Origin of the sequence: Micromonospora sp. L5 (assembly GCF_000177655.2) — a bacterium.
Taxonomy (GTDB): Bacteria; Actinomycetota; Actinomycetes; order Mycobacteriales; family Micromonosporaceae; genus Micromonospora; species Micromonospora aurantiaca.
The window spans coordinates 3,335,521-3,360,291 of record NC_014815.1 but is presented as its reverse complement, the minus strand read 5'-3'; the positions used below and the strand labels follow the sequence as shown (position 1 = coordinate 3,360,291).

The 24,771-nt window shown below is 71.9% G+C and carries 24 protein-coding genes; 8 read left to right on the top strand and 16 right to left on the bottom strand.

Annotated elements, in window-relative coordinates:
- Positions 1-17: 17 nt before the first annotated feature.
- From ML5_RS15925 to ML5_RS15915, 3 genes are all read right to left on the bottom strand, one after another.
- Positions 18-1,808, bottom strand: coding sequence for a 3-hydroxyacyl-CoA dehydrogenase family protein (locus ML5_RS15925; RefSeq protein WP_013475372.1), 1,791 nt, complete (start codon positions 1,806-1,808; stop codon positions 18-20).
- Between the two features lie 123 nt (positions 1,809-1,931).
- Positions 1,932-2,996 (bottom strand): alpha/beta fold hydrolase, encoded by a 1,065-nt coding sequence (locus ML5_RS15920; RefSeq protein WP_013288232.1) that lies wholly within the window; start codon positions 2,994-2,996, stop codon positions 1,932-1,934.
- 218 nt (positions 2,997-3,214) lie between these two features.
- Positions 3,215-3,661: an FHA domain-containing protein gene (locus tag ML5_RS15915; RefSeq protein ID WP_013288233.1), complete on the bottom strand. Its 447-nt coding sequence runs from the start codon at positions 3,659-3,661 to the stop codon at positions 3,215-3,217.
- A gap of 218 nt (positions 3,662-3,879) precedes the next feature.
- Between ML5_RS15915 and ML5_RS15910 the strand changes: the two genes are divergently transcribed.
- On the top strand, positions 3,880-5,382 hold the full coding sequence (locus ML5_RS15910) for an aldehyde dehydrogenase family protein (RefSeq protein ID WP_013475371.1): 1,503 nt from the start codon (positions 3,880-3,882) through the stop codon (positions 5,380-5,382).
- 9 nt (positions 5,383-5,391) lie between these two features.
- Here the strand turns inward: ML5_RS15910 and nucS are convergent, their stop codons facing one another.
- Entirely contained in the window at positions 5,392-6,051 is a 660-nt protein-coding gene (gene nucS / locus ML5_RS15905; RefSeq protein WP_030271426.1) for an endonuclease NucS, read from the bottom strand.
- Positions 6,052-6,122: 71 nt separating this feature from the next.
- Between nucS and ML5_RS15900 the strand changes: the two genes are divergently transcribed.
- On the top strand, positions 6,123-6,740 hold the full coding sequence (locus ML5_RS15900; protein ID WP_013288236.1) for a DUF4126 domain-containing protein: 618 nt from the start codon (positions 6,123-6,125) through the stop codon (positions 6,738-6,740).
- A 59-nt stretch (positions 6,741-6,799) separates the two neighbouring features.
- Positions 6,800-7,096 carry a DUF1540 domain-containing protein gene (locus ML5_RS15895; protein ID WP_013288237.1) on the top strand — a complete coding sequence of 99 codons (297 nt, stop codon included), beginning with the start codon at positions 6,800-6,802 and terminating at the stop codon, positions 7,094-7,096.
- A 105-nt stretch (positions 7,097-7,201) separates the two neighbouring features.
- Here ML5_RS15895 and ML5_RS15890 read toward each other — a convergent pair whose 3' ends face one another.
- The 4 genes from ML5_RS15890 to ML5_RS15875 form a co-directional block, all read right to left on the bottom strand.
- Positions 7,202-9,205, bottom strand: coding sequence for a protein meaA (locus tag ML5_RS15890; RefSeq protein WP_030271427.1), 2,004 nt, complete (start codon positions 9,203-9,205; stop codon positions 7,202-7,204).
- Positions 9,206-9,306: 101 nt separating this feature from the next.
- Positions 9,307-11,460, bottom strand: coding sequence for an FtsX-like permease family protein (locus ML5_RS15885; protein ID WP_013475368.1), 2,154 nt, complete (start codon positions 11,458-11,460; stop codon positions 9,307-9,309).
- Positions 11,457-12,137, bottom strand: coding sequence for an ABC transporter ATP-binding protein (locus tag ML5_RS15880; RefSeq protein WP_013475367.1), 681 nt, complete (start codon positions 12,135-12,137; stop codon positions 11,457-11,459). The genes ML5_RS15885 and ML5_RS15880 overlap by 4 nt, the downstream gene beginning before the upstream one ends.
- Positions 12,134-12,658 carry a PadR family transcriptional regulator gene (locus ML5_RS15875; protein WP_013288241.1) on the bottom strand — a complete coding sequence of 175 codons (525 nt, stop codon included), beginning with the start codon at positions 12,656-12,658 and terminating at the stop codon, positions 12,134-12,136. Before ML5_RS15875 ends, ML5_RS15880 begins: the two co-directional genes overlap by 4 nt.
- Before the next feature lie 86 nt (positions 12,659-12,744).
- Here ML5_RS15875 and ML5_RS15870 point away from each other — a divergent pair, with 86 nt between their 5' ends.
- The 3 genes from ML5_RS15870 to ML5_RS15860 all read left to right on the top strand — a co-directional run bounded on the left by ML5_RS15870 (position 12,745) and on the right by ML5_RS15860 (position 15,331).
- On the top strand, positions 12,745-13,593 hold the full coding sequence (locus tag ML5_RS15870; protein WP_013288242.1) for an ABC transporter ATP-binding protein: 849 nt from the start codon (positions 12,745-12,747) through the stop codon (positions 13,591-13,593).
- Positions 13,590-14,435, top strand: coding sequence for an ABC transporter permease (locus ML5_RS15865; RefSeq protein WP_013288243.1), 846 nt, complete (start codon positions 13,590-13,592; stop codon positions 14,433-14,435). The genes ML5_RS15870 and ML5_RS15865 overlap by 4 nt, the downstream gene beginning before the upstream one ends.
- A gap of 86 nt (positions 14,436-14,521) precedes the next feature.
- On the top strand, positions 14,522-15,331 hold the full coding sequence (locus ML5_RS15860) for an alpha/beta hydrolase family protein (protein WP_013475366.1): 810 nt from the start codon (positions 14,522-14,524) through the stop codon (positions 15,329-15,331).
- Between the two features lie 60 nt (positions 15,332-15,391).
- On the opposite strand, the gene ML5_RS15855 is transcribed toward ML5_RS15860, so the two are convergent.
- Both ML5_RS15855 and murA read right to left on the bottom strand, forming a co-directional pair.
- Complete coding sequence (locus tag ML5_RS15855) at positions 15,392-16,240, bottom strand: 3-hydroxyacyl-CoA dehydrogenase family protein (RefSeq protein ID WP_013475365.1); 849 nt, start codon at positions 16,238-16,240, stop codon at positions 15,392-15,394.
- A 69-nt stretch (positions 16,241-16,309) separates the two neighbouring features.
- Positions 16,310-17,731 carry a UDP-N-acetylglucosamine 1-carboxyvinyltransferase gene (gene murA / locus ML5_RS15850; RefSeq protein ID WP_030271442.1) on the bottom strand — a complete coding sequence of 474 codons (1,422 nt, stop codon included), beginning with the start codon at positions 17,729-17,731 and terminating at the stop codon, positions 16,310-16,312.
- Between murA and ML5_RS15845 the strand changes: the two genes are divergently transcribed.
- Together ML5_RS15845 and ML5_RS15840 are read left to right on the top strand one after the other, a co-directional pair.
- Complete coding sequence (locus ML5_RS15845) at positions 17,730-18,302, top strand: cob(I)yrinic acid a,c-diamide adenosyltransferase (protein ID WP_013475364.1); 573 nt, start codon at positions 17,730-17,732, stop codon at positions 18,300-18,302. The two genes, murA and ML5_RS15845, sit on opposite strands and share 2 nt — an antisense overlap.
- A complete protein-coding gene (locus tag ML5_RS15840) occupies positions 18,278-18,694 on the top strand; it encodes a VOC family protein (protein WP_013475363.1) in 417 nt (138 codons plus the stop codon). The genes ML5_RS15845 and ML5_RS15840 overlap by 25 nt, the downstream gene beginning before the upstream one ends.
- 61 nt (positions 18,695-18,755) lie before the next feature.
- On the opposite strand, the gene ML5_RS15835 is transcribed toward ML5_RS15840, so the two are convergent.
- The 6 genes from ML5_RS15835 to ML5_RS15810 form a co-directional block, all read right to left on the bottom strand.
- Positions 18,756-19,331 (bottom strand): hypothetical protein, encoded by a 576-nt coding sequence (locus tag ML5_RS15835; protein WP_013475362.1) that lies wholly within the window; start codon positions 19,329-19,331, stop codon positions 18,756-18,758.
- A gap of 848 nt (positions 19,332-20,179) precedes the next feature.
- On the bottom strand, positions 20,180-20,635 hold the full coding sequence (locus ML5_RS15830; protein WP_013475361.1) for a DUF2550 domain-containing protein: 456 nt from the start codon (positions 20,633-20,635) through the stop codon (positions 20,180-20,182).
- 12 nt (positions 20,636-20,647) lie between these two features.
- Positions 20,648-20,926, bottom strand: a complete 279-nt coding sequence (locus ML5_RS15825; protein ID WP_013288251.1) for a F0F1 ATP synthase subunit epsilon — start codon at positions 20,924-20,926, stop codon at positions 20,648-20,650.
- 109 nt (positions 20,927-21,035) lie between these two features.
- Complete coding sequence (locus tag ML5_RS15820; protein ID WP_030271777.1) at positions 21,036-22,181, bottom strand: LCP family protein; 1,146 nt, start codon at positions 22,179-22,181, stop codon at positions 21,036-21,038.
- Between the two features lie 214 nt (positions 22,182-22,395).
- Entirely contained in the window at positions 22,396-23,841 is a 1,446-nt protein-coding gene (gene atpD / locus ML5_RS15815) for a F0F1 ATP synthase subunit beta (RefSeq protein ID WP_013288253.1), read from the bottom strand.
- A complete protein-coding gene (locus ML5_RS15810) occupies positions 23,841-24,770 on the bottom strand; it encodes a F0F1 ATP synthase subunit gamma (protein ID WP_013288254.1) in 930 nt (309 codons plus the stop codon). Before ML5_RS15810 ends, atpD begins: the two co-directional genes overlap by 1 nt.
- Position 24,771: the final 1 nt, after the last annotated feature.

Genomic DNA, 24,771 nt, shown 5'->3' with positions numbered 1-24,771 from the left:
CCGGGCGTTGACCGGGATCAGCGCCGGGTGTGGTCGCGGAAGCCCCGGCCGGACTTGCGGCCCAGGTAGCCGGCCGTGACCAGGTGCTCCAGCAGCGGGGCCGGGGCGAAGCCGGGCTCGCGCAGCTCCAGGTACAGCTCCCGCTGGATGGCCAGCGAGACGTCCAGGCCGACCACGTCGAGCAGCTCGAACGGACCCATCGGGTAGCCGCAGCCCAGCTTCATCGCGTAGTCGATGTCGTCGGCGGTCGAGTAGCTGGCCTCCAGCATCTTCACCGCGTCGTTCAGGTACGGGAACAGCAGCGCGTTGACGATGAAGCCGGACCGGTCGCCGCAGACCACGCCGGTCTTGCCGAGCTTCGCGCAGACCGCGCGGGCGGTGGCCGACGTCTCGGCGGAGGTGCGGATGGTCTGCACGATCTCCACCAGCGGCATGATCGGCGCCGGGTTGAAGAAGTGCAGGCCGACCACGTCGGCCGGGCGCTGGGTCGCCATCGCCACGTCGATCACCGGCAGCGACGAGGTGGTGGTGGCGAGCACGACGCCCGGCTTGCAGATCTCGTCGAGGCTGGCGAACAGCGCCTTCTTGACGCTCAGCTCCTCGATCACGGCCTCGACCACCAGGTCGACGTCGGCCAGGTGCTCCAGCGTCGCGGACCAGGTGATCCGGCCCAGCGCGTCGTCCCGGTCGGTCTCGCTGAGCTTGCCCCGCACCACGCCCTTGTTCAGCGAGGTCTTTACCGCCTCGCAGACCTTCGCGGACTTCTCCGCGCCCCGGGTCACCGAGATGACCTCGTACCCGGCCTTCGCGAACACCTCGATGATGCCGGTGGCCATGGTGCCGGAGCCGACCACGCCGACCTTCGCGATGGCGCGGGCGCCGTCGGCGAGCGCGGCGTCCGCGGCGAGCGGCGTGTACTCGTCGGGTACGACCTTCGGCGAGCCGGGCCGCTCGTAGGTGTAGAAGCCGCGGCCGGACTTGCGGCCCAGCAGCCCGGCGGTGACCATCTGCTTGAGCAGCGGGGCCGGGGCGTGCCGCCGGTCCCGGCCGCCGCGCCGGTACATGGTGTCGAGGATCTCGTACGCGGTGTCCAGGCCGATCAGGTCCATCAGCGCCAGCGGGCCCATCGGCAGGCCGCAGCCGAGCTTCATGGCGGCGTCGATGTCCTCGCGGGTGGCGTAGCGGGCCTCGAACATGCCGACCGCGTGGTTCAGGTAGCCGAACAGCAGCGCGTTGGCGATGAAGCCGGCCCGGTCGCTGATCGTCACGTCGACCTTGCCGAGCCGCTCGCAGAGCGCCTCCACGTCGGCGACCACGTCGGCGGAGGTGACCACCGTGCGGACCACCTCGACCAGCTTCATCACCGGGGCCGGGTTGAAGAAGTGGATACCGATGACCTGGTTGGGCCGGGTGGTGGCGACGGAGATCTCGGTGACGCTCAGCGAGGACGTGTTGGTGGCCAGGATCGCCTCGGGCTTGCAGACCCGGTCCAGCTCGGCGAAGATCCGCTGCTTGAGGTCCAGGTGCTCGGGCACCGCCTCGATCACCAGGTCCACGTCGTGCAGCGCGTCCAGCCCGACCCGGAAGTCGACCCGCGCGAGCAGGGCGTCCCGCTCGGCCTCGGCGAGCTTGCCCTTGGCGACCGCCCGGTCGGTGGAGCCGGTGAGCGTGGCCCGGCCGCGTTCCAGCGCCGCGTCGGAGATCTCGACGGCTGTGACGTCGACGCCGTTGCGGGCGAACACCTCCACGATGCCGGCACCCATGGTGCCCAGACCCACCACGCCCACCCTGGTGAACTCCCGCGCCACGACCGGCCTCCCCTGGCTCGACTCCGCCGTCCGCGACATGAACGGCCGCTAAGGTTATGCGCCGGAGTCTGCCACGTGACGCTGTGTTGTCGAGACGCCGTGGGATATTTCACGCACCGCGCCTCACCCGGTGGCGTTCTCCCCGGCCAGCGCCAGCAGTTCGGCGACGAACTCCGCCGGCCGCTCCAGGTGCGGGCTGTGCCCGCAGCCGGGCAGCACCACCTCGCGGTACGTCCCGCCGGCCGCCGCGTACCGGTCCAGCACCGCGCGGGTCTGCCCCACCATCGGCTGCGGCGGGCACTCCGCCTCACCCGGCCAGCCGGGCACCACACCGAGCCGGCCGAGGTACGCCAGGTCGAACAGCGAGGTGTCCGAGACGATCACGTCGGCGTCCCCGCGTACCCAGGTCACCGGCGGCTTGACCGGCACGGCGACCAACTCGTCGGCGAGCCGGAAGTGGGCCGGGGCCAGCGCGTTGAGGACGCCGCGCGGCCCGGCGGCGGTCCCCGGCCAGTGCGCCGAGGCGACGGCCGTGCCCGGGTAGTTGTCGTCGCCGGTGGCGGTGGTCAGCATGCTCTCCAGCAGCAGGTCCTCGTCGTCGCCGAGTGACGCCGGGTCGGCCACGTACGCGGCGCGCAGCACCGCGCGCGGGCTGGTCGGGCCGTCCGCGCTCCGGTCACCGGCGGCGAGCCGGGCCACGAAGTCGGGGTTCGCGCCGCCGGCGCCGGTGCCGGCGAAGTCGGGCGTGGTGGGGGTGCCGTCGAGGTCCCGGGTGCCGCCGAAGCCGTACGGGGACACCGGCGCCTCCAGCAGCAGCGCGGCCACCCGCTCGGGGTGGCCGACGAGCAGCCGCATCGCCACGCCGCCGCCCAGCGAGTGCCCGGCCACCACCGGCCGGGCGCCCGGCGCGAACAGCCCCGGGGCGTCCAGCAGCGCGGCCACGTCGTCGGCGAAGTCGTCGAGCCCTCGGGTGGCGTCGACCGGCGCGGTGTCGGTCTCGCCGTAGCCGCGCAGGTCGGGCGCCACCACCCGCAGCGTCTCCGGCAGCCGGGCGAGCAGCGGTTCCCAGAAGGCGGAGGAGGAGACGTTGCCGTGCACCAGCAGGACCGGTACGCCGTCCGGTGGACCGGCCACGCGGACCGCCTGGGTGATGCCGTTGGCCTGGACGGTGAGCCGTGCGCTGCGCATCCGCGCATGCTGGCACGGGCACCGACCACCGGTCCATGTGCCCCACCGACACACCGGCCCGCCGAGAGGTGGGCGCCGGACCACCCCGCCCCCTCACCGCGTCGATCATGAGGTTGACGGCGACATATCGGACGCAGAACACCGCCAACTTCATGATCGACCGGGCCTGGGAGCCCAACCCATCAGCGGCCCCGAGGGCCCGGCGGATGCCCGGAGGTCTAGCTGACGTCGGCCGGCTGCGCCTCGCGCGCCTCGATCGGCTGGCGCGGCCCGGGGACGGGCAGCGGCAGGGTGGGACGCTGGTCGCGGCGCAGCGCGCCGAAGCTCATCCCGACCGGGTCGGTCCGGGCCACGCCCGGGTCGTAGAGGCGCAGGTCGGTGCGGCCCAGCCGGACCACGTCGCCGTCGGCGATCGCCACGCTGCCGGTGACCCGGGTGTCGTTGAGCCAGGTGCCGTTGGTCGAGCCGAGGTCGGTGAGCATCACCCCCTCCGGGGTGGCCCGGACGGTGGCGTGCCGCCGGCTCAGGTGCGGGTCGGCGAGCACGATGTCGGCGGTCGGCGCACGGCCGATCACCTGCGCGTCCTGGCCGACCCGGAACGTGAGCCCCCGCATCGCCCCGCCCGACACCGTCAGCAACGGCATCAGCTCAGGATGCTCCTCCATGGACAGTCGACCTCCACCCCACATCGCCCCGCGGCGTCAGCCTGCCACCTCACCGTAGTGGCTTGCACCACCGCGCGGTCACCCCCGCGACCCCGGCCGGTCATCTCCCGTTCGCCGTTTCGGACGGCACTTCCGTCGATGCGACGGCTGATCGTCGGCGCAGCGTACGGAGCGTTCGACACCTACCGGCGAGTAATCCTCGGGTCTAGACTTCGGCCATGACCGCTGTACACGTGCCGGGCGCCCCGCTCATCTCCGAGGGTCTATTGGTCTCGACCAGCCCGGCCACCGGCGCCGAGGCAGGCAGATTCCCGCTGGCCGACGAGGCGGACGTGCGTGCCGCTGTCGACCGCGCCCGGGCGGCCGGCGACTGGTGGGCCGGGCTCGGCTTCGCCGGCCGGCGGGACCGCCTCCAGCGCTGGCGCGGCGTGCTCGCCCGGCGGATCGAGGAGCTGGCCGACCTGATGCACACCGAAGGCGGCAAGCCGGTCGGTGACGCCGTGGTGGAGATCCTCACCGCGCTGGAGCACATCGACTGGGCGGCCCGCAACGCCCGGCGGGTGCTCGGGCCGCGCCGGGTCCGCTCCCGCCTGATCCTCGCCGAGTTCACCGGTCACCTCGAATACCAGCCGTACGGCGTGGTCGGCGTCATCGGCCCGTGGAACTACCCGGTCTTCACGCCGATCGGCTCCGCCGCGTACGCGCTCGCGGCCGGCAACGCCGTGGTGTTCAAGCCGAGCGAGTACACCCCGGCGGTCGGTCAGTGGCTGGTCGACCGGTTCGCCGAGGTGGTGCCGGAGCAGCCGGTGTTCCAGGCGGTGCACGGTTTCGGCGCGGTCGGTGCCGCGCTGTGCCGCGCCGGGGTCGGCAAGGTCGCGTTCACCGGCTCGACCGCCACCGCGAAGCGGGTGATGGCCGCCTGCGCCGAGTCGCTCACGCCGGTGCTGCTGGAGGCCGGCGGCAAGGACGCGATGATCGTGGACACGGACGCCGACCTGGACGCCGCGGCGGAGGCGTGCGTGTGGGGCGGGCTCACCAACGCCGGCCAGACGTGCATCGGCATCGAGCGGGTCTACGCGGTCGACCAGGTCTTCGACACCTTCGTGGAGAAGGTGGTGGCGAAGGCCGGGCGGCTCACTGTGGGCGCCGACGGGTCCGACCTCGGCCCGATCACCATGCCGTCGCAGATCGACATCATCCGCCGGCACATCGACGACGCGCTCAGCCGGGGCGGCCGGGCCGTGCTCGGCGGCCCGGAGGCGGTCCAGCCGCCGTACGTGCACCCGACGGTCCTCGTCGACGTGCCGGAGGACTCGGCCGCCGTGAAGGAGGAGACGTTCGGCCCGACGCTCGTGGTCAACCGCGTCCGCGACGTGGACGAGGCGGTCGAGCGGGCCAACGCGCTGCCGTACGGGCTCGGGGGTTCGGTCTTCGGCCGGGCGCGGGCGGTGGCGGTGGCGCGGCGGCTGCGTTCCGGGATGGCCTCGGTCAACTCGGCACTGACGTTCGCCGGGATGTCGACGCTGCCGTTCGGCGGCACCGGCGAGTCCGGCTTCGGCCGCATCCACGGCGAGGAGGGGCTGCGCGAGTTCGGCCGGCCCAAGTCGGTCACCCGCCGCCGGGCCCGGTCGCTGCTGCCGGCGATGACGTTCGAGCGCACCCCGGCCGACGTCGCCCGCCTGGTCAAGATCGCCAAGCTGATGTACGGCCGGGGCCGCTGAGGCGGCGCCTCAGAACAGCGTCAGCTCGTCGCGCTCGATGCCGCGCAGCTTGTCGTAGTCGACCACCACGCACCGGATCCCCCGGTCGGTGGCGAGCACCCGCGCCTGCGGCTTGATCTCCTGCGCGGCGAACACGCCGGCCACCGGCGCGAGCAGCGGATCGCGGTTCATCAGCTCCAGGTAGCGGGTGAGCTGCTCCACGCCGTCGATCTCGCCGCGCCGCTTCACCTCCACCGCCACCGCGCCGCCGACCGCGTCCCGGCAGAGCAGGTCGACCGGCCCGATCGCGGTCATGTACTCGCGCCGGACCAGCGTGTACCCCTCCCCCAGCGTCGCCGGGTTCGCGGCGAGCAGCTCCTGGAGGTGCGCCTCGACGCCGTCCTTGCGCAGGCCCGGGTCCACGCCCAGCTCGTACGAGGTGTCCTGGAAGATCTCCTCCAGGGTGATGCGCAGCTCCTCGCCGGCCTTGTTCACCACCCGCCAGACGCCGGGCGCCTCCTCCAGCCGGCAGGGCGGGCTCATCCAGTTCAACGGCTTGTAGGCCCGGTCGTCCGCATGGATCGACACCGACCCGTCCGCCTTCACCATGAGCAACCGGGTAGCCGGGGGCAGGTGGGCCGAGAGCCGTCCGACATAGTCCACCGAGCACTTCGCAATCACCAACCGCACCCGCCGAGGGTAGCCGAGGCCCCCGCGGACGCCGACGAGCGCCACTGGCGTACCGGTGCCATATTGAGATCGTGCTCGAAGTCCTCACCGGTTCCGGCCTGGCCGCCTCGGCGGGCCTGAACGCCTACATCCCGCTGCTGCTGATGGGGCTGCTGTCCCGCTACACCGATCTGGTCGAGCTGCCGAGCGGCTGGCAGTGGCTCGGCAACGGCTGGGTGGTGCTGATCCTCGCCGTGCTGCTCGCGGTCGAGGTGGTGGCCGACAAGGTGCCAGTGGTCGACCACGTCAACGACGTGGTGCAGACGGTGGTCCGGCCGACCGCGGGCGGGCTCGCGTTCGGCGCGGGCGCCGGCTCGGAGACGGTCACCGTGAGCGACCCGGACACGTTCTTCTCCACCCATCAGTGGGTGCCGGTGGTGGTCGGCGTGCTGATCGCACTCGGCGTACACCTGCTCAAGGCCGCCGCCCGGCCGGTCATCAACGCGACCACGGCCGGGGTGGGCGCGCCGGTGGCCAGCACCGCCGAGGACGCGACGAGCGTCGTCATGTCGGTGGTGGCGCTGCTGCTGCCGGTGCTGGTGCTGGTGTTCCTGGTCGCCCTGGTGTTCTTCGTACCGTGGCTGTTCCGCCGCCGCCGGGAGCGGCGCCGCGAGCGCGCCGCGGCCCGCGCGGCCGGCTTCCGCGTCTGACCCGCACCGACTCCCGAAACCCCTAAAATCGGGGCAAGAAACCCAAGGAGGTACGGGAGATGACCGCGTCGTTGGAGATGCCCCGGGTCCAGGAGTGCGCCGTCCGGTCCTGCGCCTACAACCACACGAACGACTGCCACGCGTTCGCCATCACGATCGGCAGCAGCGACCACGCGCACTGCCACACGTTCGTGGAGATGCCGGTGCGCGGCGGCCTCGACCAGTTGGTCGCGCAGGTGGGCGCGTGCTCGCGCGCCGACTGCCGGCACAACGCCGACCTGGAGTGTCACGCCCCGGCCATCACCGTCGGCCCCGACATGGACATGGCCGACTGCATGACCTACGAGAGCCGCTGACCCACCAGCGCGGACGCGGCGCCTGCTTGCGGGCGCCGCTTTCGCGCGCGGTTGTTAAGAAGGGGCCCCTTGCCTACCGGAGGCGTTAATAAGGGGCCCTTCCTTTCACGACAGGGTGTTCGCCTCGCGGATCACTGTGACCAGATCGTCGATGATGCCGGTGAGCGCGAAGTCCTTCGGCGTGAACACCCGGGCCACCCCGGCGGCCCGCAGCGCCTCGGCGTCGGCCGCCGGGATGATCCCGCCCACCACCACCGGCAGGTCGCCCCGCCCGGCCGCGCGCAGCCCGTCCAGCACCGCCGGCACGGCGGCCAGGTGCGAGCCGGAGAGCACGGAGAGGCCGACCAGGTCGACGTCCTCCTCCACCGCCGCCGCCACGATCTGCCCGGCGGTCAGGCGGATGCCCTGGTAGACCACCTCGAAGCCGGCGTCGCGGGCGCGTACCGCGATCTGCTCCGCGCCGTTGGAGTGCCCGTCCAGCCCCGGCTTGCCGACCAGCAGCCGCAGCCGCCCGCTGCCCAGCTCCCGGGCGGTCGCAACGACCCGCTCCCGCACCCCGGCGAGGGTCGCGTCACCGGCTGTCCCGACCGCCCCGGCCAGTCCGGTCGGCGCGCGGTACTCGCCGTACACCTGGCGCAGCGCGCCCGCCCACTCGCCGGTGGTGACACCGGCCCTGACACATCCGAGCGTCGCCGGCATCAGGTTCGCCGTGGTGGCGGCATCGGCGCGCAGCCGGTCCAGCGCCGCCTCGACCGCCGCCGCGTCCCGGTCGGCCCGCCACCGGCGTACGCCGTCGGTGGCCGCCTCCTCGACGGCCGGGTCCACCTGCTCGATCGCCTCCGCGCCGGCCGCTGTGAGCGGCGACGGCTCGGTCTCGGTGAACCGGTTGACGCCGACCACCACGTCCGAGCCGGACTCCATCCGGCGGCGCCGGTCGGCGAGCGAGGCCACCAGCGCGCTCTTGAGGTAGCCGGACTCGACGGCGGTGACCACGCCGCCCATCTCCAGCACCTTCTCCAGCTCGACCCGGGCACCGGAGACGATCTCGTCGACCAGCGCGGTCATCACGTGTGAGCCGGCGAACAGGTCCGGATACTCCAGCAGGTCCGACTCGTACGCCAGCACCTGCTGCATGCGCAGCGACCACTGCTGGTCCCACGGGCGGGGCAGGCCCAGCGCCTCGTTCCAGGCGGGCAGCTGCACCGCGCGGGCACGGGCGTCGCGGGACAGCGTGACGCCGAGCATCTCCAGCACGATCCGCTGGATGTTGTTCTCCGGCTGCGCCTCGGTCAGGCCCAGCGAGTTGACCTGGACGCCGTAGCGGAACCGGCGCTGCTTCGGGTTCTCCACGCCGTAGCGGTCGCGGGTGATCTCGTCCCAGAGCGCGCCGAACGCGCGCATCTTGGCGATCTCCTCGACGAAGCGCACCCCGGCGTTGACGAAGAACGAGATCCGCTGGACGACGTCGCCCATCCGCTCGGGCGGCACCTGACCGGAGTCGCGCACGGTGTCCAGCACGGCGACGGCGGTGGCCAGCGCGAAGCCGACCTCCTGCACCGGCGTCGCGCCGGCCTCCTGGAGGTGGTACGAGCAGATGTTCACCGGGTTCCACCGGGGCATCTCGCGCAGCGTGTACGCGATCACGTCGGCGGTCAGCCGCAGCGAGGCCGCCGGCGGGAAGATGTACGTCCCCCGGGACAGGTACTCCTTGATGATGTCGTTCTGCGTGGTGCCGGCGCAGCGGCTCAGCTCCGCGCCCTGCTCGGCGGCGACGGTGCCGTAGAGGCCGAGCAGCCACATCGCCGGGGCGTTGATGGTCATCGAGGTGTTCATCTCGGCCAGCGGGATGCCCTCGAACAGCGCCCGCATGTCACCCAGGTGCGCCACCGGCACGCCGACCCGGCCCACCTCGCCGGCGGCCAGCTCGTGGTCCGGGTCGTACCCGGTCTGGGTGGGCAGGTCGAAGGCGACCGACAGGCCGGTCTGCCCCTTCGCCAGGTTGCGGCGGAAGAGCGCGTTGGTGGCCGCGGCGGAGGAGTGCCCGGCGTACGTGCGCATCACCCACGGGCGGTCCCGCTCGGGCAGCCGTCCCGGCATCGCGTCGTCCATGGCCGGAGTTTAAGTTACCGTTCAGTAAAAGGGAGTGTGGAAAACCACACAACCCGATGCCCGCACCGGTGGGCCGGCGGGCGGCCGGCCCACCGTACGGGTCATTCGCTGCGGGCGGTCTCCGGGCCGGTGATCCGTTCCAGCAGCGGCAGGGTGGCGGCGACGACCGCGAGGCAGCCCAGGACGCCGAGGGCCGTCACCGCGGCGAACCCGATCCCCGGCAGGCGCAGGTCGTACTGCATCTGCGCGCGCAGGAACAACTGCGCGGCGACCAGTCCCATCCCGACCGCGACCACGGCGACGGTCAGCAGCGGCACCACGCTCTCCACTGCCACCACCCGGCGCAGCAGCCGTACCGGGGCGCCGCTGAGCCGGAGCAGGCTGAACGGCCGCTTCCGTTCACTGAGGCCGGCCGCCACTGCGACGGCCAGGCTGCATCCGGCGAGCACGAGACCGGCCACCACGACGATGTCGGCCAGCCGCTGCCAGCCCCGCATGGTGTCGGCGAAGTCGGCCTCGAAGTCGCCTGGCACGTTCGGCGCCACGAAGAAGGCGGGGAACGCCGCTTCGAGGACCGTCCGGGCCCGCTCCACAGCGACCGGGTCCGCCGCCTCGACCGCCACCGAGCCCGCCGGGAGCCCCGCGAGGGCCGCCGGGTCCACCGGGGACGACGGCCAGATCCGGTCGGCCGAGGCGGACCCCCGCCAGGGGATCAGGTCCGGCGGCACCTCGGCGACGCTCGCCCCCGGAGCGCACCGTCCGTAGGCGGGCGGGATGTCCGCGCAGGCGATCACGCCGAAGTCGCGGCCGTTCTCGCGTACCGGGTTCTCCCGCACGAGCACCGGGTTGCGGACGCCGGGAATCGCCGCCAGGTCGGCCGGCAGCGTGCCGGGTACCGGCGGGTCGTCCGTCAGCACCATCGACAGCCGGCCGGCCTCCAGGGAACCCCGGGGTGCGGGACCGCGCTCGTACGTGATCGTCCCCATCACCCCGACCGCCACCGTCGTGACGAACAGCGCGAGCATCACCCCGCCCACCGCGCGGAACCCGGCGGCCGGATTGTCGGCGAGCCGGCGCGCGGCGATGAGCGCGGCGGGCCGGCCGGCGCGAGCGGCCATCGCCCGGGCGCCGACCATGGTCAGCCACGGCCCGGCCGCGATCAGCCCGACCATGACCAGCAACAGCGCGGGCAGGAACAGCGCGGTCTGACCGTCCGAGGTGGGCGGCCGGTACACCAGGGCGAAGCCCAGCCCGGCCAGGCCGAGCGCGAGCGGGATCAGCCGGTACACACGGGGCGGCCGGGGCGTGACCCGGCGGGTGACGCCGAGCGGGGAGATCCGGACCCGGCGCAGCGCGATCCAGGCCGCGGCCGCCGCGCCCGCCGGCACGCCCACCGCCACCACGAGGGCCTCCGGCGCCCCGACGGCCATGTCCTCCGGGAAGAACGGCATGCCGGTGAACGGGATGCCGGCGAGCTGCCCGCGGAGCGCGAAGAACATCGCGAAGCCGACCGCCGCCCCGGCCGCCGCCGCGAGCGCGGCCTCGACGGCCGCGATGGCCGAGATCTGCCGGGGCGTGGCACCGACCAGCCGCATGGCGGCGAACCGCTGCTCCCGGCGGGCGGCGCCGAGCCGGGTCGCCGTGCCGATGAAGACGAGTACGGGGAACAGCAGGCCGCCCGCCACCACGCCGAGGATGAGGTCGACCGCGGCCCCGGGCAGCGGAGCGCTGTTTCCGTCGAGCCGGGTGACCTTCCGGACCTGGTCGAGCCCGCCCACCTGCTCCGGAGTGCCGCCGACCAGGACGAGCAGGGTGTCCGGCGAGGTGAGCGCCGCCGGCCCGACGGCACCGAGGTCCCGGCCCGGATAGCGGTCGGCGAGCTGGTCGGCGGGGACGGTCGCCAGCAGCTTCCGCAACGCCGGGGAGGCGTAGAACTCGCCGGGCCCCGGGGCTCGGGGAACACCGACCGGCGTGGGCGCGTCCGGGCCGGTCGCGGCGACGTCGACGCGGATGATCTGGTCGCCCCGGAAGTAGTCGGTCCGGGTGGACCACAGCAGCGGGTCGGCGGCCCCGTCGGCCGTCTCCTGCGGGTACATCGACGCGTACCGGGTGAGCTGGGCGTCGGTGGCGTGCACACCGGCGAGCGTGGTGAGCAGCAGCCCGGTGCCCACAGCGACGGCGGCGGCGATGGCGACCAGCCGGACCAGCGCCTCCCGCCCGCCGGCGACGGCGAGCCGGAGCGCGAGCCCGATCACGAGGCGACCCCGGCAGGGGCGTTGACCCGGCCGTCGCGCACCATGACCTCGCGGTCGGCGTACGCGGCGATGCGCGCCTCGTGCGTCACCAGGACGACAGTGGTGCCACGCTCGCGGGCGGCGTCCACGAGCAGCGTCATCACCTCCTCGCCGGTGAGCGAGTCGAGCGCGCCGGTGGGCTCGTCGGCGAACAGCACACGGGGCTCGGCGACCAGACCGCGGGCCAGCGCGACCCGCTGGGCCTGCCCGCCGGACAGTTCGCCGGACCGGCGGTGCTCCAGGCCGGCCAGGCCGAGCCGCTCGAACCAGCCCCGGGCGGCGCGCAGCGCCGGAGTGCGGCGGACGCCGCGCAGCAGCAGTGGCAACGCCACGTTCTCCGCCGCGGTGAGTTCCGGCACGAGCTGCCCGAACTGGAAGACGAAGCCGAAGCTGTCGCGGCGCAGCGTGCTGCGGTCGGCCTCGCCGAGGGTGTCGATCCGGGTGCCGTCGAACCGGACCTCGCCGGAGTCGGGGCGCAGGATGCCGGCCAGGCAGTGCAGCAGCGTCGACTTGCCGGAGCCGCTCGGTCCCATCACGGCGACGACCTCACCGGCCGACACGGCGAGGCTCGCGCCGCGCAGGGCGGGTGTCTCGCCGAACGCGTACGTGACGTCCCGGGCCTCGATCATCGGGCTCATGGCCGAACCGCCTTCCTCAGGGCGTCCAGCCGGGCGCCTGTCGTCTCGATCCACCGCAGGTCCGCCTCCAGGTGGTAGAGGCCGTGGTCGGCGAGCATCACGTCGACGAGTTCGCCGCTGCGTTTGATCTCGGTGAGTTCGCGCATCCGGCGCAGGTGGGCGGCGCGCTGGGTGTCCAGGTACTCCTCGGCCGGGCGGTCGAGCATCAGCGCGAGCACGACCTTGGTGAACAACAGGGTCTGGAGGTGCGGTTCCGGCTCGACCGGCTCGGTCAGCCAGTGCTCGACCTCGGTGGCGCCCCGGTCGGTGATGACGTAGCGCTTGCGGTCCGGCCCGGCGCCGGGAGCGACGTCCCCGACCACCACCTTGCCGTCGCGGGCCAGCCGGCTCAGCGTCGAGTAGACCTGCCCGTACGGCAGCGGCTTGCCGCGCCCGAAGAAGGTGTCGTAGTCGCGCTTGAGGTCGTAGCCGTGGCTCGGTTCGCGTTCGAGCAGCCCGAGCAGGGTCAGGGGAACCGTCATGACCGGAGACTACACCGAGTGTATACCCCGCGTATATAGCTGACCCGGCAGTGGAACGGGCGACCGCACGACGCACACTTGACGTCATGGAGAACGAGCTCGCGATTTCCGTGCGAGGGCTGCGCAAGGCGTACGGCGACAACGTCGCGGTCGCGTCGGTGGACCTGGACGTCCGCCGGGGCGAGGTGTTCGCTCTGCTCGGTCCCAACGGCGCCGGCAAGACCACCACGGTCGAGATCCTGGAGGGCTACCGGCAGCGCGACGCCGGCGAGGTACGCGTCCTCGGCGCCGACCCCGCCCACCCCGACGCCGGCTGGCGCTCCCGCGTCGGCATCGTGCTCCAGGGCACCGGCGAGTTCGACGAGCTCACAGTCGGCGAGGTGGTCCGCCACTTCTCCGGCTTCTACCCCGACGCCGACGACCCGGACAAGGTGGTCGAGCGGGTCGGGCTGGGGGCCAAGGCCAAGGCGCGTACGCACACGCTCTCCGGCGGGCAGAAGCGCCGCCTCGACGTGGCGCTGGGCATCATCGGCCGCCCCGAGCTGCTCTTCCTCGACGAGCCGACCACCGGCTTCGACCCGGAGGCCCGGCGCGAGTTCTGGGAGCTGATCCGGGACCTGTCCGCCGCCGGCACCACGATCGTGCTCACCACCCACTACCTGGACGAGGCCGAGGCGCTCGCCGACCGGGTCGGCGTGATCGCCGCCGGTCGGGTGATCGAGGTCGCCCCGCCGAACGCGCTGGGCAACCGGCAGGAGTCGCTCGCGACGGTCTCCTGGCGTACCCCCGACGGGACGCCGGCCTCGGCGGAGACCGCGACGCCGACGGCGCTGGTGGCCGACCTGGCCGCGCGCTTCGGCGGCGAGGTGCCCGGCCTGACGGTGACCCGGCCGACCCTGGAAGACGTCTACCTGCGGATGATCGGACACTCATGACCACCACGACGAAGCCGGCGGCCCCGGTCGCCGCCACCTCCGCCCGGCGGTCCGGGGCGGGCGCGCTGGCGCTGCGTCAGGGGCGGCTGGAGATCACCCAGTTCCTGCGCAGCCGGGAGTCCGTCGTGTTCACGATGGGCTTCCCGATCATCATGATCCTGATCTTCGCGGCGATCTTCAGCGACGAGATCGCCCCCGGGGTCAGCTACACCCAGTACTTCATCACCGGCATGATCGCGACCGGCCTGATGACCGTGAGCTTCCAGAACCTCGGCATCTGGATCCCGATCGAGCGGGACCGGGGCGTGCTCAAGCGCTACCGCGGCACGCCGATGCCGAAGTGGGTCTGGTTCGCCGGCAAGGTGATCATGGTGGTGGTCATCGGCATCGCCGAGACCGCGCTGCTGCTCGCCGTCTCGGTGGCGATGTTCGACCTGCAACTGCCGCAGACCACCGGCAAGTGGCTGACGTTCGCCTGGGTCGCCGTCCTCGGCGTCACCGCCTGCACGCTGTGCGGCATCGCCATCTCGTCGCTGGCCCGCACCGCCCGCAGCGGCTCGGCCGTGGTCACCCCGGTCGCGCTGGTGCTCCAGTTCATCTCCGGCGTGTTCTTCGTCTTCACCAGCCTGCCCACCTGGATGCAGCAGGTCGCGGCGATCTTCCCGCTCAAGTGGATGTGCCAGGGGCTGCGCTCGGTCTTCCTGCCGGACAGCTTCGGCGCCCGGGAGCCGGGCGGCTCATTCGAGCTGGGCACCGTCGCGCTGGTGCTGGGCGCCTGGTGCGTCATCGGCCTGGTGCTCTGCCTGACCACGTTCCGCTGGACCACCAAGCGCGACGGCTGAGGTGTAAGGAAGGGCCCCCTCTTAACGCCTGCGGTAGAGGAAGGGCCCCTTCTTAACGCGCGCCTCGCGGTGGCACACTCGCCGGCATGGCATCGACGCTGACCCGGCGTACCCTGCTCGGCGCCGCCGCCGGCGTGGCCGGCGCCGCGGTGGTCGGCGGCCTCGCCGCCCGGCAGCTCTCCGGCCCTCGCCCGGGACCGGCACCGGCCCTGCCGGACGCGCCGGCCGGCGACGAACGGCTCATCCGCATCGCGTCCGGCGCGCGCGGCCGCGAGGTGGACTTCTGGACGGCCGTCCCCGAGGGGTACGGCGACGGCCGCGGCCTGCCCGTCTGCCTGGTGCTGCACGGCGCATCGGCCACCCCGCGCGACTACGGCCGGTTCGGGCTGGCCCGCTTCCTCACCGACGCGGTACGCCGGGGCGCCCCGCCGTTCGCGCTCGCGGGCGCCACCGGCGGGCGGCTGTCCTGGCGCGCCGCCGGTGACGACGACCCGCAGCGGATGGTGCGCGAGGAGGTGCCCACCTGGTGCGCCCGGCGCGGGTTCGACAGCAGCCGGCTGGCCGTGTGGGGCTGGTCGATGGGCGGCTTCGGCGCGTTGCTGCTCGCCGAGACGTACCCGAAGTGGCTGCGGATGGCCGCGGCCTTCTCCCCCGCGGTCAGCGCCGGCGACGCGGTCTTCACCGGCGTGGAGAGGCTGCGCGGCACCCCGGTCGGGCTCTGGTGCGGGCGGCAGGACAATTTCCTGAAGGACGTGCGCGCGCTGGCCCGGGCGCTGCCCGAGGAGCCGGTACGCGCCGCCTGGGCCGACGGGCGGCACAACTTCGGCTACTGGGGCACAGTCATCCCGGACGCGTTCGCGCTGATCGGCGCCGCGCTCAACCCGCCCCGGACGTGAACCGGCACCGCACGTGAACCGCCCCCGGCCGCGCGGGCCGGGGGCGGAACGACGGGCCGGTCAGTACGAGTAGAAGCCCTGGCCAGTCTTGCGGCCCAGGTCGCCGGCGGTCGCCATGCGCTGGAGCAGCTCCGGCGGGAAGAACTTCTCGTCGGCGGTGTCGGTGTAGATGTTGCGGGTGGCGTTGAGCAGCACGTCCACGCCGGTCAGGTCGACCGTCGCGAGCGGGCCCATCGCGTGGCCGAAGCCCAGCTTGCAGGCGGTGTCCAGGTCCTCGGCGGAGATCACGCCGGACTCGACGAGCTTGACCGCCTCCATCGCCAGCGCGCAGATCAGCCGGGTGGTGACGAAGCCGGCGATGTCCCGGTTGACCACCACGACGGTCTTGCCGATCTCCTCGGCGAACGACTTGACCGTGTCCATGGTCGCGTCGCTGGTCTTGTAGCCGCGTACCAGCTCGCAGAGCTTCATCATCGGCACCGGCGAGAAGAAGTGCGTGCCGACGACCGACTCCGGGCGCTCGGTGGCGGTGGCGATCTGGGTCACCGGGATGGCCGACGTGTTGGTGGCGAGCACCGCGTCCGCCTTGCAGATCTTGTCGAGCGCGCGGAACACCTCGTGCTTGATCTCGATCTTCTCGAAGACCGCCTCGACCACGATGTCCGCGTCGGCGGCGGCCTCCAGGTCGGTGGTCGGGGTGATCCGGCCCAGCGTCGCCTCGACGTCGGACGCCTCGATCTTGCCCTTCTCGGCGAACTTCGTCAGCGACTTCCGGATGCCGTCCACACCGCGCTTCGTGGCCGCGTCGTCGATGTCGCGCAGCGTCACCTGCCAGCCCGCCTGCGCCGCCACCTGGGCGATGCCCGAGCCCATCAGCCCGGCACCGACGACCGCGAGTCGACCCGCCATCTGCTTCTCCCTCGCCGTGTTCTGCAACGTCTGGGAGAACCCTACTTAACGAGGGATAAGCCCCGGCCGTCAGATGGCCAGGTCCGGCTCCTCCGGCGCGGTGCCGCGCTCCACCTCGACGCCGAGCGCCCGCAGGTCGGCCACGAAGTCCGGATAGCCCCTGTCGACGTGGTGCACGTGCGAGACCTCGGTGAGGCCGTCGGCGCAGAGCCCGGCGATGATCAGGCCGGCACCGGCCCGGATGTCGGTCGCGCGTACCGGGGCGCCGGACAGCCGCTCCCGGCCGCACACCAGGGCGTGGTGACCGTCGGTACGGATCTCCGCGCCCAGCCGCATCATCTCGTTGGCGAACATGAACCGGCCGTCGAAGATGTTCTCGGTGATCAGCGAGCCGCCCTCGCTGACCGCCGCCAGCCCGATCGCCATCGGCAGCAGGTCGGTGGCGAAGCCCGGGTAGGGCAGCGTGACCACGTCGACCGCCCTCGGGCGGTCGTCCATGCGTACCCGGAAGGCGTCGCCTCGCGTCTCCACCAGGCCGCCGGCCGCGACCAGCTTGTCCAGCGCGACCTCCAGGTACGCCGGGTCCAGGCCGGTCACCGTCACGTCGCCGCGGGTCATCGCGGCGGCGAACGCCCACGTGCCGGCCACGATCCGGTCCCCCACCGTGGCGTGCCGGACCGGCCGCAGCTCGGGTACGCCGACGATGTGCAGCGTCGACGTGCCAGCCCCCTCGATCCGCGCGCCCATCCGGTTCAGCATCGTGCAGATGTCGACGATCTCCGGCTCCCGGGCCGCGTTGTCGATCGTCGTGGCGCCCCGGGCCAGCACCGCCGCCATGACCAGGTTCTCGGTCGCGCCCACGCTCGGGAAGTCCAGCACGATGTCGGCACCGTGCAGCCCGCCCGGCGCCTCGGCGATGACGAAGCCGTGCTCACCGGAAATCTCCGCGCCCATCCGGGCCAGCCCGGCGATGTGCATGTCCAGACCGCGCGAGCCGATGGCGTCGCCGCCCGGGTGGGCCACCCGGACGTACCCCCGGCGGGCCAGCAGCGGGCCGAGTACGCAGATCGACGCGCGCAGCCGCCGCACCAGGTCGTAGTCGGCTTCCGCACCCGGCCGTTCCGGCACGTCGATGAGCACCGAGCGGGACCGCTCCACACCGCCGTGCGCCACCATCGGGTCGACCGGGTCGTCCGGCCCGAAACGTACGCCGCAACCGAGCCGCCGCAGCACCTCGCCCATGATCGCGATGTCGGTGATCCGGGGCACGTTGGTGATCAGGCTGCGGCCGGGCGCGAGCAGCGCGGCGGCCATCAGCTTCAGCGCGGAGTTCTTCGCACCCACCACGTGCACGGTGCCGGCGAGCCGGGCGTCACCGCGTACCCGGATGACGTCGACGTCGTTGACCGCCGGATCTCCCGCGTCCCCCGGCCCCACCGGGCTCGGCCGGGCCGGGATGGTCAGGTCCGGTATCCGTAGGCTGTGCGTCATGGCCGTCCACCTCACGCGCATCTACACCAAGGCCGGCGACGCCGGCATGACCAGGCTGAGCAACAACGAGCAGGTGCCGAAGACCGATCCGCGCATCGCCGCGTACGCGGACGTGGACGAGTGCAACGCCTCGATCGGCGTCGCGCTCGCCCTGGGGCAGCTCTCGGACGAGCTGCGGGCCGTGCTGGAATCCGTGCAGAACGACATGTTCGACGTCGGCGCGGACCTGGCGACGCCTGTGGAGCCGGATCCGAAGTACCCGCCGCTGCGGGTGACCGAGGAGTACGTCGAGCGCCTCGAGGGCTGGTGCGACGAGTACAACGCGCGCCTGAGCAAGCTCGACTCCTTCATCCTCCCCGGCGGCACCGCGGGCGCGGCACTGCTGCACGTGGCACGGACGACCGCCCGGCGCGCCGAGCGTGCGGCATGGGCGCTGGTCGCACACGACCCCGATCGGACCAGTCCCCTCCCGGCAAAGTATCTCAACCGGCTCTCCGATTTGCTCTTTATCCTGTCAAGAACGGCAAATCCGGACGGCGACGTGCTATGGGTGCCGGGCGGGAAGCGCTGACCATCGGCGGCCTCCATCACGTGGAGGTGTGGGTACCCGACCTGGCCGCGGCCAGTCGTTCCTGGGGCTGGCTTCTCGGCGAACTGGGCTGGACGCCGTACCAGGACTGGCCCGCCGGCCGCTCCTGGCGGCTCGGCGCCACATACGTCGTGCTGGAGGAGTCACCCGCGCTCACCGGCCGCACCCACGACAGGCGTGCGCCCGGCCTGAACCACCTGGCCTTCCACGCCGGCCCGCCGGCCGCCGTCGAACGCCTGGTCGCTGCCGCTGGAGAGTACGGCTGGACGCTGCTGTTCCCGGACCGGCACCCACACGCGGGCGGCCCGGACAGCTACGCCGCCTACCTCACCGACGGGCAGGGGTACGAGGTCGAGTTGGTCGCGGAGACGTGAGAAAGGCCGGCACCCCGTTGGTTCGGGGTGCCGGCCTTCAGCTTGGTCTGACTTGTTGGTCTCAACTGTTCCAGTGCTGGGCGACGAGGTCGGCGGCCTGCTGCTCCCACTGGGCGTAGTGGTCCGGGTAGGCCGACACCTGGACGGTCTGGGCGGCCTTGGTCAGCGGCATGTCCTGCCAGCCGTCGACCTGCTTCAGACCCTTCAGGAACGCCGTGGTGGAGTATTCGGGGTCGGTGATCTGCTCCACCGTGCCCCACCCGCTGGACGGGCGCTGCTGGAACAGGCCCTGCGAGTCGTGGTCGTTACGGTCGCCGAGGTGGCCGAGGTTCTCCAGCTTCGACTCCTGCAACGCCGTCGCGATCGACACGACAGCGGCACGCTCGTCCATACCGGCCTTCTTCGTCGCCGCAATGATCGCCTTCACATTGGCGGTCTGCTCGTCGTTCAGGTCGATACGCGACTGCTCACCCTGCACACCGTGCGGGATCAGCTTGTCACCCTGCACGCTCACACTGACCGGCTTCGCCACATGCGTGGTCTCCGCCGCATGAGCGGCCACCGGACCGGCGAACACGCCACCGGTGAAAGCCAGACCAGCAACACCCAGAATGCTCTTACGCAGAATCGTGTTCATGGAGGGCTCCATTCGGGGGATCGACGCCCACACCGACAGGGGGGCCGGCGCGGGTGCGAGCACCGTCAGGCGCTCAAAAAAGTCTTCGGGGGATCCGGCTGCTCGCGAGGGCAGGGGGCCTCGTCGCGGCGCCGGAACACTGTTCAACGACCCGCCACCCGCCACCATTCCCGGAGGCACCACACGCCACCAGAAAGCGGCGGGGGTTCACGTCGTCGGAACCGTGTTCAACGACCAGCCGGCCAGGATGATTCCCTGGCCTGCGGACACCACCCCGCTCGCAGGGCGCGCCGCCGACGCTCGGTCGTTCACCCGGTTACAACGCCACCCACCCGCCCGCGATTCCACCCCCAGAGTGCCACCCACCACCCCCGAACCAGACACCCCGGCCCACACGGTCACAACACTCCCGCGCCCCGCACCTCGCGCCGTCGATCATGAAGTTGACGCCGACAAACCGGACACCAAACACCGCCAACTTCATGATCGACCCCGAGCCGGGCCGGGCTGCCCCGGGGCGGGCTGACCCAGGCAGGACTGACCCGGGGCGGGCTGGCCCGAGCGGGGCTGGCTCGGTGCGGGAGCGCGACGCCAATCGGGTCGCCCGCACGACCACCCGCGCGATCTTGCAGTTCGAGCCCTCTGGGCGTCTCATTTTGCGAGGTTTGCCGGGCACCAAAGTGCAAGATCGCGGGAGGTGCCGGGAAGGGTGCGGCGATCTTGGAGTTGTGGTGCCTCACTAATGGCGCGAACCGGGCATTTCCTGGCGCCACAACTCCAAGATCGGCGTCAGCGGCGGCGACCCGGCACGACCCCCGTGACCCGTTGACGGGGTGTTGGGGTGAGGGTCAGGCGGCGGGCCAGTCCTGGGAGGCCAGACGCGGCGAGGCCGCCCCGGGTGGGGCGGCCTCGAGCCAGGACAGGAATCCGGTGACCGTGGATCGCGCCATGGCGATCTCGATCGGCGCGTGGTGGCTGGTACAGCGCAGGATCACCCACTCGGCGGGCATCGACATGCGCTCCTGCCCCTCGGGCAGCCGGCGGCGCTCGACCGCCAGCCCCTTGCGGGAGAGCACCCGCTTGGGGCGCAGCGCGAAGCTGAACATGCGGTACCAGCGGAGTTCGTCGCCCACGAAGCGACCGAACCCGGGTGACCAGCCACGACCGTCGAGGATCGTGTTGACCCGGACGCTCAGCCGGATGATGCCACCGCTACGCGTGAACAGGGCCCGCCGGATGAAGAGGATCAGAAGCGCGACGACGACGATCGCGAAGCCGATTCCGATCCCTTCGACGATCTCCATCGGCGGGTCGGCTCAGCGGGCCGGGGTGGCGGGGGTTGCGCTCTCGGCGAGGACTGTGACGCCCTCACCGGTCACCGACAGGAAGCCGCCGGCCACGTCGTACGCGATCTGCTGGCCACCGGCCTGCTTGATGCGTACCTGGCTGGGTTCGGCGAGCTGGCCGAGCAGCGGTGCGTGCCCAGGCAGCACACCGAGCTCACCCTCGGTCGTCCGGGCGACGACCATCTCGGCCTCGCCGGTCCAGACCTTCTCCTCGACGGCTACGAGCTCGACGTGAAGCTGCTGTGCCACGCTGTCTCCTTGCTGCGGCGGCGGATTGCCGAAAGTCTAGTCGCGACCCCGCAGCCCACCCAACGCGGGTGGTGAGAGCCGGACCACCACGGTCCCGCACCCGCTCAGGCTACTTGGTCTTCTGCTTGAAGTCGGGGTGCTCCAGCAGGAATGCGTCGAGCTGTTCGGTACGCAGGGCGGTGAAGAAGTCCTCCGCCGGTTCGAGCAGTTGCTCACCCCGGTAGTTGCTGCCGGTACCGATCGGGCCGCCCGGCAGCTTGATCGTCTCGATCGCCTCGGGCCGGATGTCCTTCAGGGCCAGCCCGAAGTCGACCACGCTGTTGCCGCGGCCGTTGAACACCAGCGACTTCCCGGCCGCGCGCAGCACCCGGTCCAGCTTGACCGGGTTGGCCACCACGTCGGCGCTGAACGCCTGGCTCACCATCGCCTTGACGAACTGCTGCTGGTGCCGCTGCCGGCCGTAGTCGGCGTCCGGCACGCCGTTCTTCGGGTAGCGCTGCCGGACGTAGTCCAGCGCCTGCCAGCCCTTGAGGTGGGCGTTGCCCTTCTTGTACACGGCCTGCGGCCCGAGGTAGCCACCACCGCCGGGCTTGAGCTGGCGCGGCGTGCCGTCCGGCTGGAGGTGCTCCGAGCGCACCTCCCGCTCGATGTACATGTCGACGCCGCCCATGGCGTCGACGATCTTCTTGAAACCGCTGAAGTTGATGATCGCACCGGCGTCGAAGCGCTTGATGCCGGTGACCTCCTGCACGGTGTTGGCGAGCAGCTCGAAGCCCTGCGCGGTGCTGGGGTTCTGCCCCGGCACGTTGCTGCCGTGCGACATGGCCGCGTTGAGCCGGTCGTTGGCGCCCGAGTAGTCGGCCTTGGGGAACTCCGGGATGTCCACCCGCAGGTCACGCGGCAGCGAGAAGAGGTAGCCGCGGTCCATGGTGGCGGGCACGTGCAGGACCATGATCGAGTCGGCGAGCGGGCGGGCGGTCGCGGTCCGGGGGTCCACGCCGACGAGCAGGATGTTGAGCGGGCCCTTGATGTCGCTCTTCTTCTCGTTGGCGCCGGCGGCCTGGTCACCGAAGAGGTCGGCCTTGCCCACCGATCCCTCGTAGCGGGCGACGAGGGCGCGCGAGCCGATCAGCACGGAGCCGCTGAGCACCACCATGACGATGCCCAGGATCGTGCAGACGCGGGCCCACCGGGGCACGCCGCGCCACATGGACCGCTTCCCGCGATCCGCGCCGCCCTTACCGCCCACGAGCATCTCCAATCGTCGCGCCCACGGGTAGGAAGACGGGCGCGGGGGTCCGTTTGGTTGCAGAGATCAACGGCCGAATGTGAAGTCGTGTCAGGAACGGTACCGCGCGATCCGGCGAACTGCTTGCCGGAGAACCGGGCATCTGGTAGTGCAGTGCCCGGAAAAGGCGAAGGCCGCCCCGGCTTTCGCCGGGACGGCCCTCGTGGGTGTGAGCGGGCTCTCAGCCCTCCTCGCCCATCAGCTCCTTGGCCTTGGCCCGCAGGTCGTCCAGGCCGCCGCACATGAAGAACGCCTGCTCCGGGAAGTGGTCGAACTCCCCCTCGCTGATCCGGCGGAAGGCGTCGATGGTCTCGGCGATCGGGACCGTCGAGCCGGGCACGCCGGTGAACTGCTCCGCCGCGTACGTGTTCTGCGAGAGGAACCGCTCGATCCGGCGGGCGCGGCCGACGGTGAGCTTGTCCTCCTCGGAGAGCTCCTCGATACCGAGGATGGCGATGATGTCCTGCAGGTCCTTGTAGCGCTGCAGGATCCGCTTCACCTCGGTGGCGACGGCGAAGTGCTCCTCGCCGACGAACTCCGGGGCGAGGATCCGGGACGAGGACGCCAGCGGGTCCACGGCCGGGTAGATGCCCTTGTCGGAGATCGACCGCTCCAGGTTGGTGGTCGCGTCGAGGTGGGCGAACGTGGTGGCCGGCGCCGGGTCGGTGTAGTCGTCGGCGGGCACGTAGATCGCCTGCATCGAGGTGATGGCCTGGCCCCGGACGGAGGTGATCCGCTCCTGGAGCTCGCCCATCTCGTCGGCCAGGGTCGGCTGGTAACCCACGGCGCTCGGCATGCGGCCGAGCAGCGTGGAGACCTCGGAACCGGCCTGGGTGAAGCGGAAGATGTTGTCGATGAAGAGCAGCACCTCCTGCTTCTTCACGTCACGGAAGTACTCCGCCATGGTCAGCGCGGACAGCGCGACCCGCAGGCGGGTGCCCGGCGGCTCGTCCATCTGGCCGTAGACCAGCGCGGTCTTGTCGATGACGCCCGACTCGGTCATCTCGGCGATGAGGTCGTTGCCCTCGCGGGTGCGCTCACCCACGCCGGCGAAGACCGAGGTACCACCGAAGTTGCGGGCGACACGGGTGATCATCTCCTGGATGAGCACCGTCTTGCCCACGCCCGCGCCGCCGAACAGGCCGATCTTGCCGCCCTTGACGTACGGGGCGAGCAGGTCGATGACCTTGATGCCGGTCTCCAGCATCTCGGTCTTCGGCTCCAGGTCGGCGAAGGCCGGGGCCTTGCGGTGGATGCCCCACCGGTCGTCGGCCTGGATGGTCTCGCCCTCGGTGAGGTTGAGGCACTCGCCGATCGCGTTGAACACGTGGCCCTTGACCGCGTCGCCCACCGGCACGCTGATCGGCGCGCCGGTGTCGCGCACCTCGGTGCCGCGGACCAGGCCGTCGGTCGGCTGCATCGAGATGGCGCGGATCAGGTTGTCACCCAGGTGCTGGGCGACCTCCAGGGTCAGCGTCTTCTCACCGCCGGAGAGGGTCACGTCGACGTGCAGGGCGTTGAACAGCCCCGGCATGGCGTCGCGCGGGAACTCGGCGTCGACGACCGGGCCGATGACCCGGACCACGCGACCCGTGGCCGTCTTGGTCTCAACTGCGGATACAGTCATCACACTTCACTTCCCGACGCGGCCAGCGCGTTCGCGCCGCCGACGATCTCACTGATCTCCTGGGTGATGCCGGCCTGACGAGCCGAGTTCATCTCACGCGTGTACTTCTCGATCATCTCTTCGGCGTTGTCGGTGGCGCTCTTCATCGCCCGCCGACGGGCGGCCGACTCACTGGCCGCCGACTCCAGCAACGCCGCGAAGATCCGCGTGTTGATGTACTTCGGCAGCAGGGCGTCGAGCAGCGACTCCGGCTCCGGCTCGAACTCGTACGCCGGCAGCAGGCCCTCGGACCGGGGCCGGTCCTCGACCTGCATCGGACCGACGATCCGGGTCACCGGGTTCTGCGTCATCAGGGACTTGAACTCGGTGTAGACGATGTGCAGCTCGTCCACGCCGAGGATCCCGTCGGCGCCGGCCTCGTTGTCGGTGTCGTCCGCGCCGGCGGTGAACGCCTTGATCAGCGTCTCACCGACCTCGCGGGCGTCCTCGAACGACGGCTGCTCGGAGAAACCCGTCCAGCTGGCGGCGATCTGCCGGTTGCGGAACCGGTAGAACGCCACGCCCTTGCGGCCGATGACGTAGAGCACGGGCTCCTTGCCGTCGGCACGCAGGCGGGCGATCAGCGACTCGGCGGTCCGGATCGCGTTCGAGCTGTAGCCACCGGCCAGGCCCCGGTCGGCGGTGACCAGCAGGACGCCCGCCCGCCGCACCCGCTCGCGCGGGGTGAGCAGCGGGTGGTCGATCCGCGCGTTCGAGGCCAGCGCCGTCAGCACGCCGGTGATCGCCTCGGCGTACGGCAGCGAGGCCGCCACCTTGGCCTGGGCCTTGGCGATGCGGCTCGTCGCGACGAGCTCCATCGCCTTGGTGATCTTCTTCATCCCCTTGGCGGAACGGATCCGCTGCCGGAGAACGCGTACCTGGGCGGCCATC

Coding starts and splice junctions, on each gene's coding strand:
- ML5_RS15920 (WP_013288232.1), bottom strand. CDS start 2,996: ATGCGCAGCGCACGGCTCACCGTCCAGGCCAACGGCATCACCCAGGCG.
- ML5_RS15915 (WP_013288233.1), bottom strand. CDS start 3,661: ATGGAGGAGCATCCTGAGCTGATGCCGTTGCTGACGGTGTCGGGCGGG.
- ML5_RS15910 (WP_013475371.1), top strand. CDS start 3,880: ATGACCGCTGTACACGTGCCGGGCGCCCCGCTCATCTCCGAGGGTCTA.
- ML5_RS15895 (WP_013288237.1), top strand. CDS start 6,800: ATGACCGCGTCGTTGGAGATGCCCCGGGTCCAGGAGTGCGCCGTCCGG.
- ML5_RS15890 (WP_030271427.1), bottom strand. CDS start 9,205: ATGGACGACGCGATGCCGGGACGGCTGCCCGAGCGGGACCGCCCGTGG.
- ML5_RS15880 (WP_013475367.1), bottom strand. CDS start 12,137: ATGAGCCCGATGATCGAGGCCCGGGACGTCACGTACGCGTTCGGCGAG.
- ML5_RS15875 (WP_013288241.1), bottom strand. CDS start 12,658: ATGACGGTTCCCCTGACCCTGCTCGGGCTGCTCGAACGCGAACCGAGC.
- ML5_RS15870 (WP_013288242.1), top strand. CDS start 12,745: ATGGAGAACGAGCTCGCGATTTCCGTGCGAGGGCTGCGCAAGGCGTAC.
- ML5_RS15865 (WP_013288243.1), top strand. CDS start 13,590: ATGACCACCACGACGAAGCCGGCGGCCCCGGTCGCCGCCACCTCCGCC.
- ML5_RS15860 (WP_013475366.1), top strand. CDS start 14,522: ATGGCATCGACGCTGACCCGGCGTACCCTGCTCGGCGCCGCCGCCGGC.
- ML5_RS15855 (WP_013475365.1), bottom strand. CDS start 16,240: ATGGCGGGTCGACTCGCGGTCGTCGGTGCCGGGCTGATGGGCTCGGGC.
- ML5_RS15845 (WP_013475364.1), top strand. CDS start 17,730: ATGGCCGTCCACCTCACGCGCATCTACACCAAGGCCGGCGACGCCGGC.
- murA (WP_030271442.1), bottom strand. CDS start 17,731: ATGACGCACAGCCTACGGATACCGGACCTGACCATCCCGGCCCGGCCG.
- ML5_RS15840 (WP_013475363.1), top strand. CDS start 18,278: ATGGGTGCCGGGCGGGAAGCGCTGACCATCGGCGGCCTCCATCACGTG.
- ML5_RS15835 (WP_013475362.1), bottom strand. CDS start 19,331: ATGAACACGATTCTGCGTAAGAGCATTCTGGGTGTTGCTGGTCTGGCT.
- ML5_RS15830 (WP_013475361.1), bottom strand. CDS start 20,635: ATGGAGATCGTCGAAGGGATCGGAATCGGCTTCGCGATCGTCGTCGTC.
- ML5_RS15820 (WP_030271777.1), bottom strand. CDS start 22,181: ATGCTCGTGGGCGGTAAGGGCGGCGCGGATCGCGGGAAGCGGTCCATG.
- atpD (WP_013288253.1), bottom strand. CDS start 23,841: ATGACTGTATCCGCAGTTGAGACCAAGACGGCCACGGGTCGCGTGGTC.
- ML5_RS15810 (WP_013288254.1), bottom strand. CDS start 24,770: ATGGCCGCCCAGGTACGCGTTCTCCGGCAGCGGATCCGTTCCGCCAAG.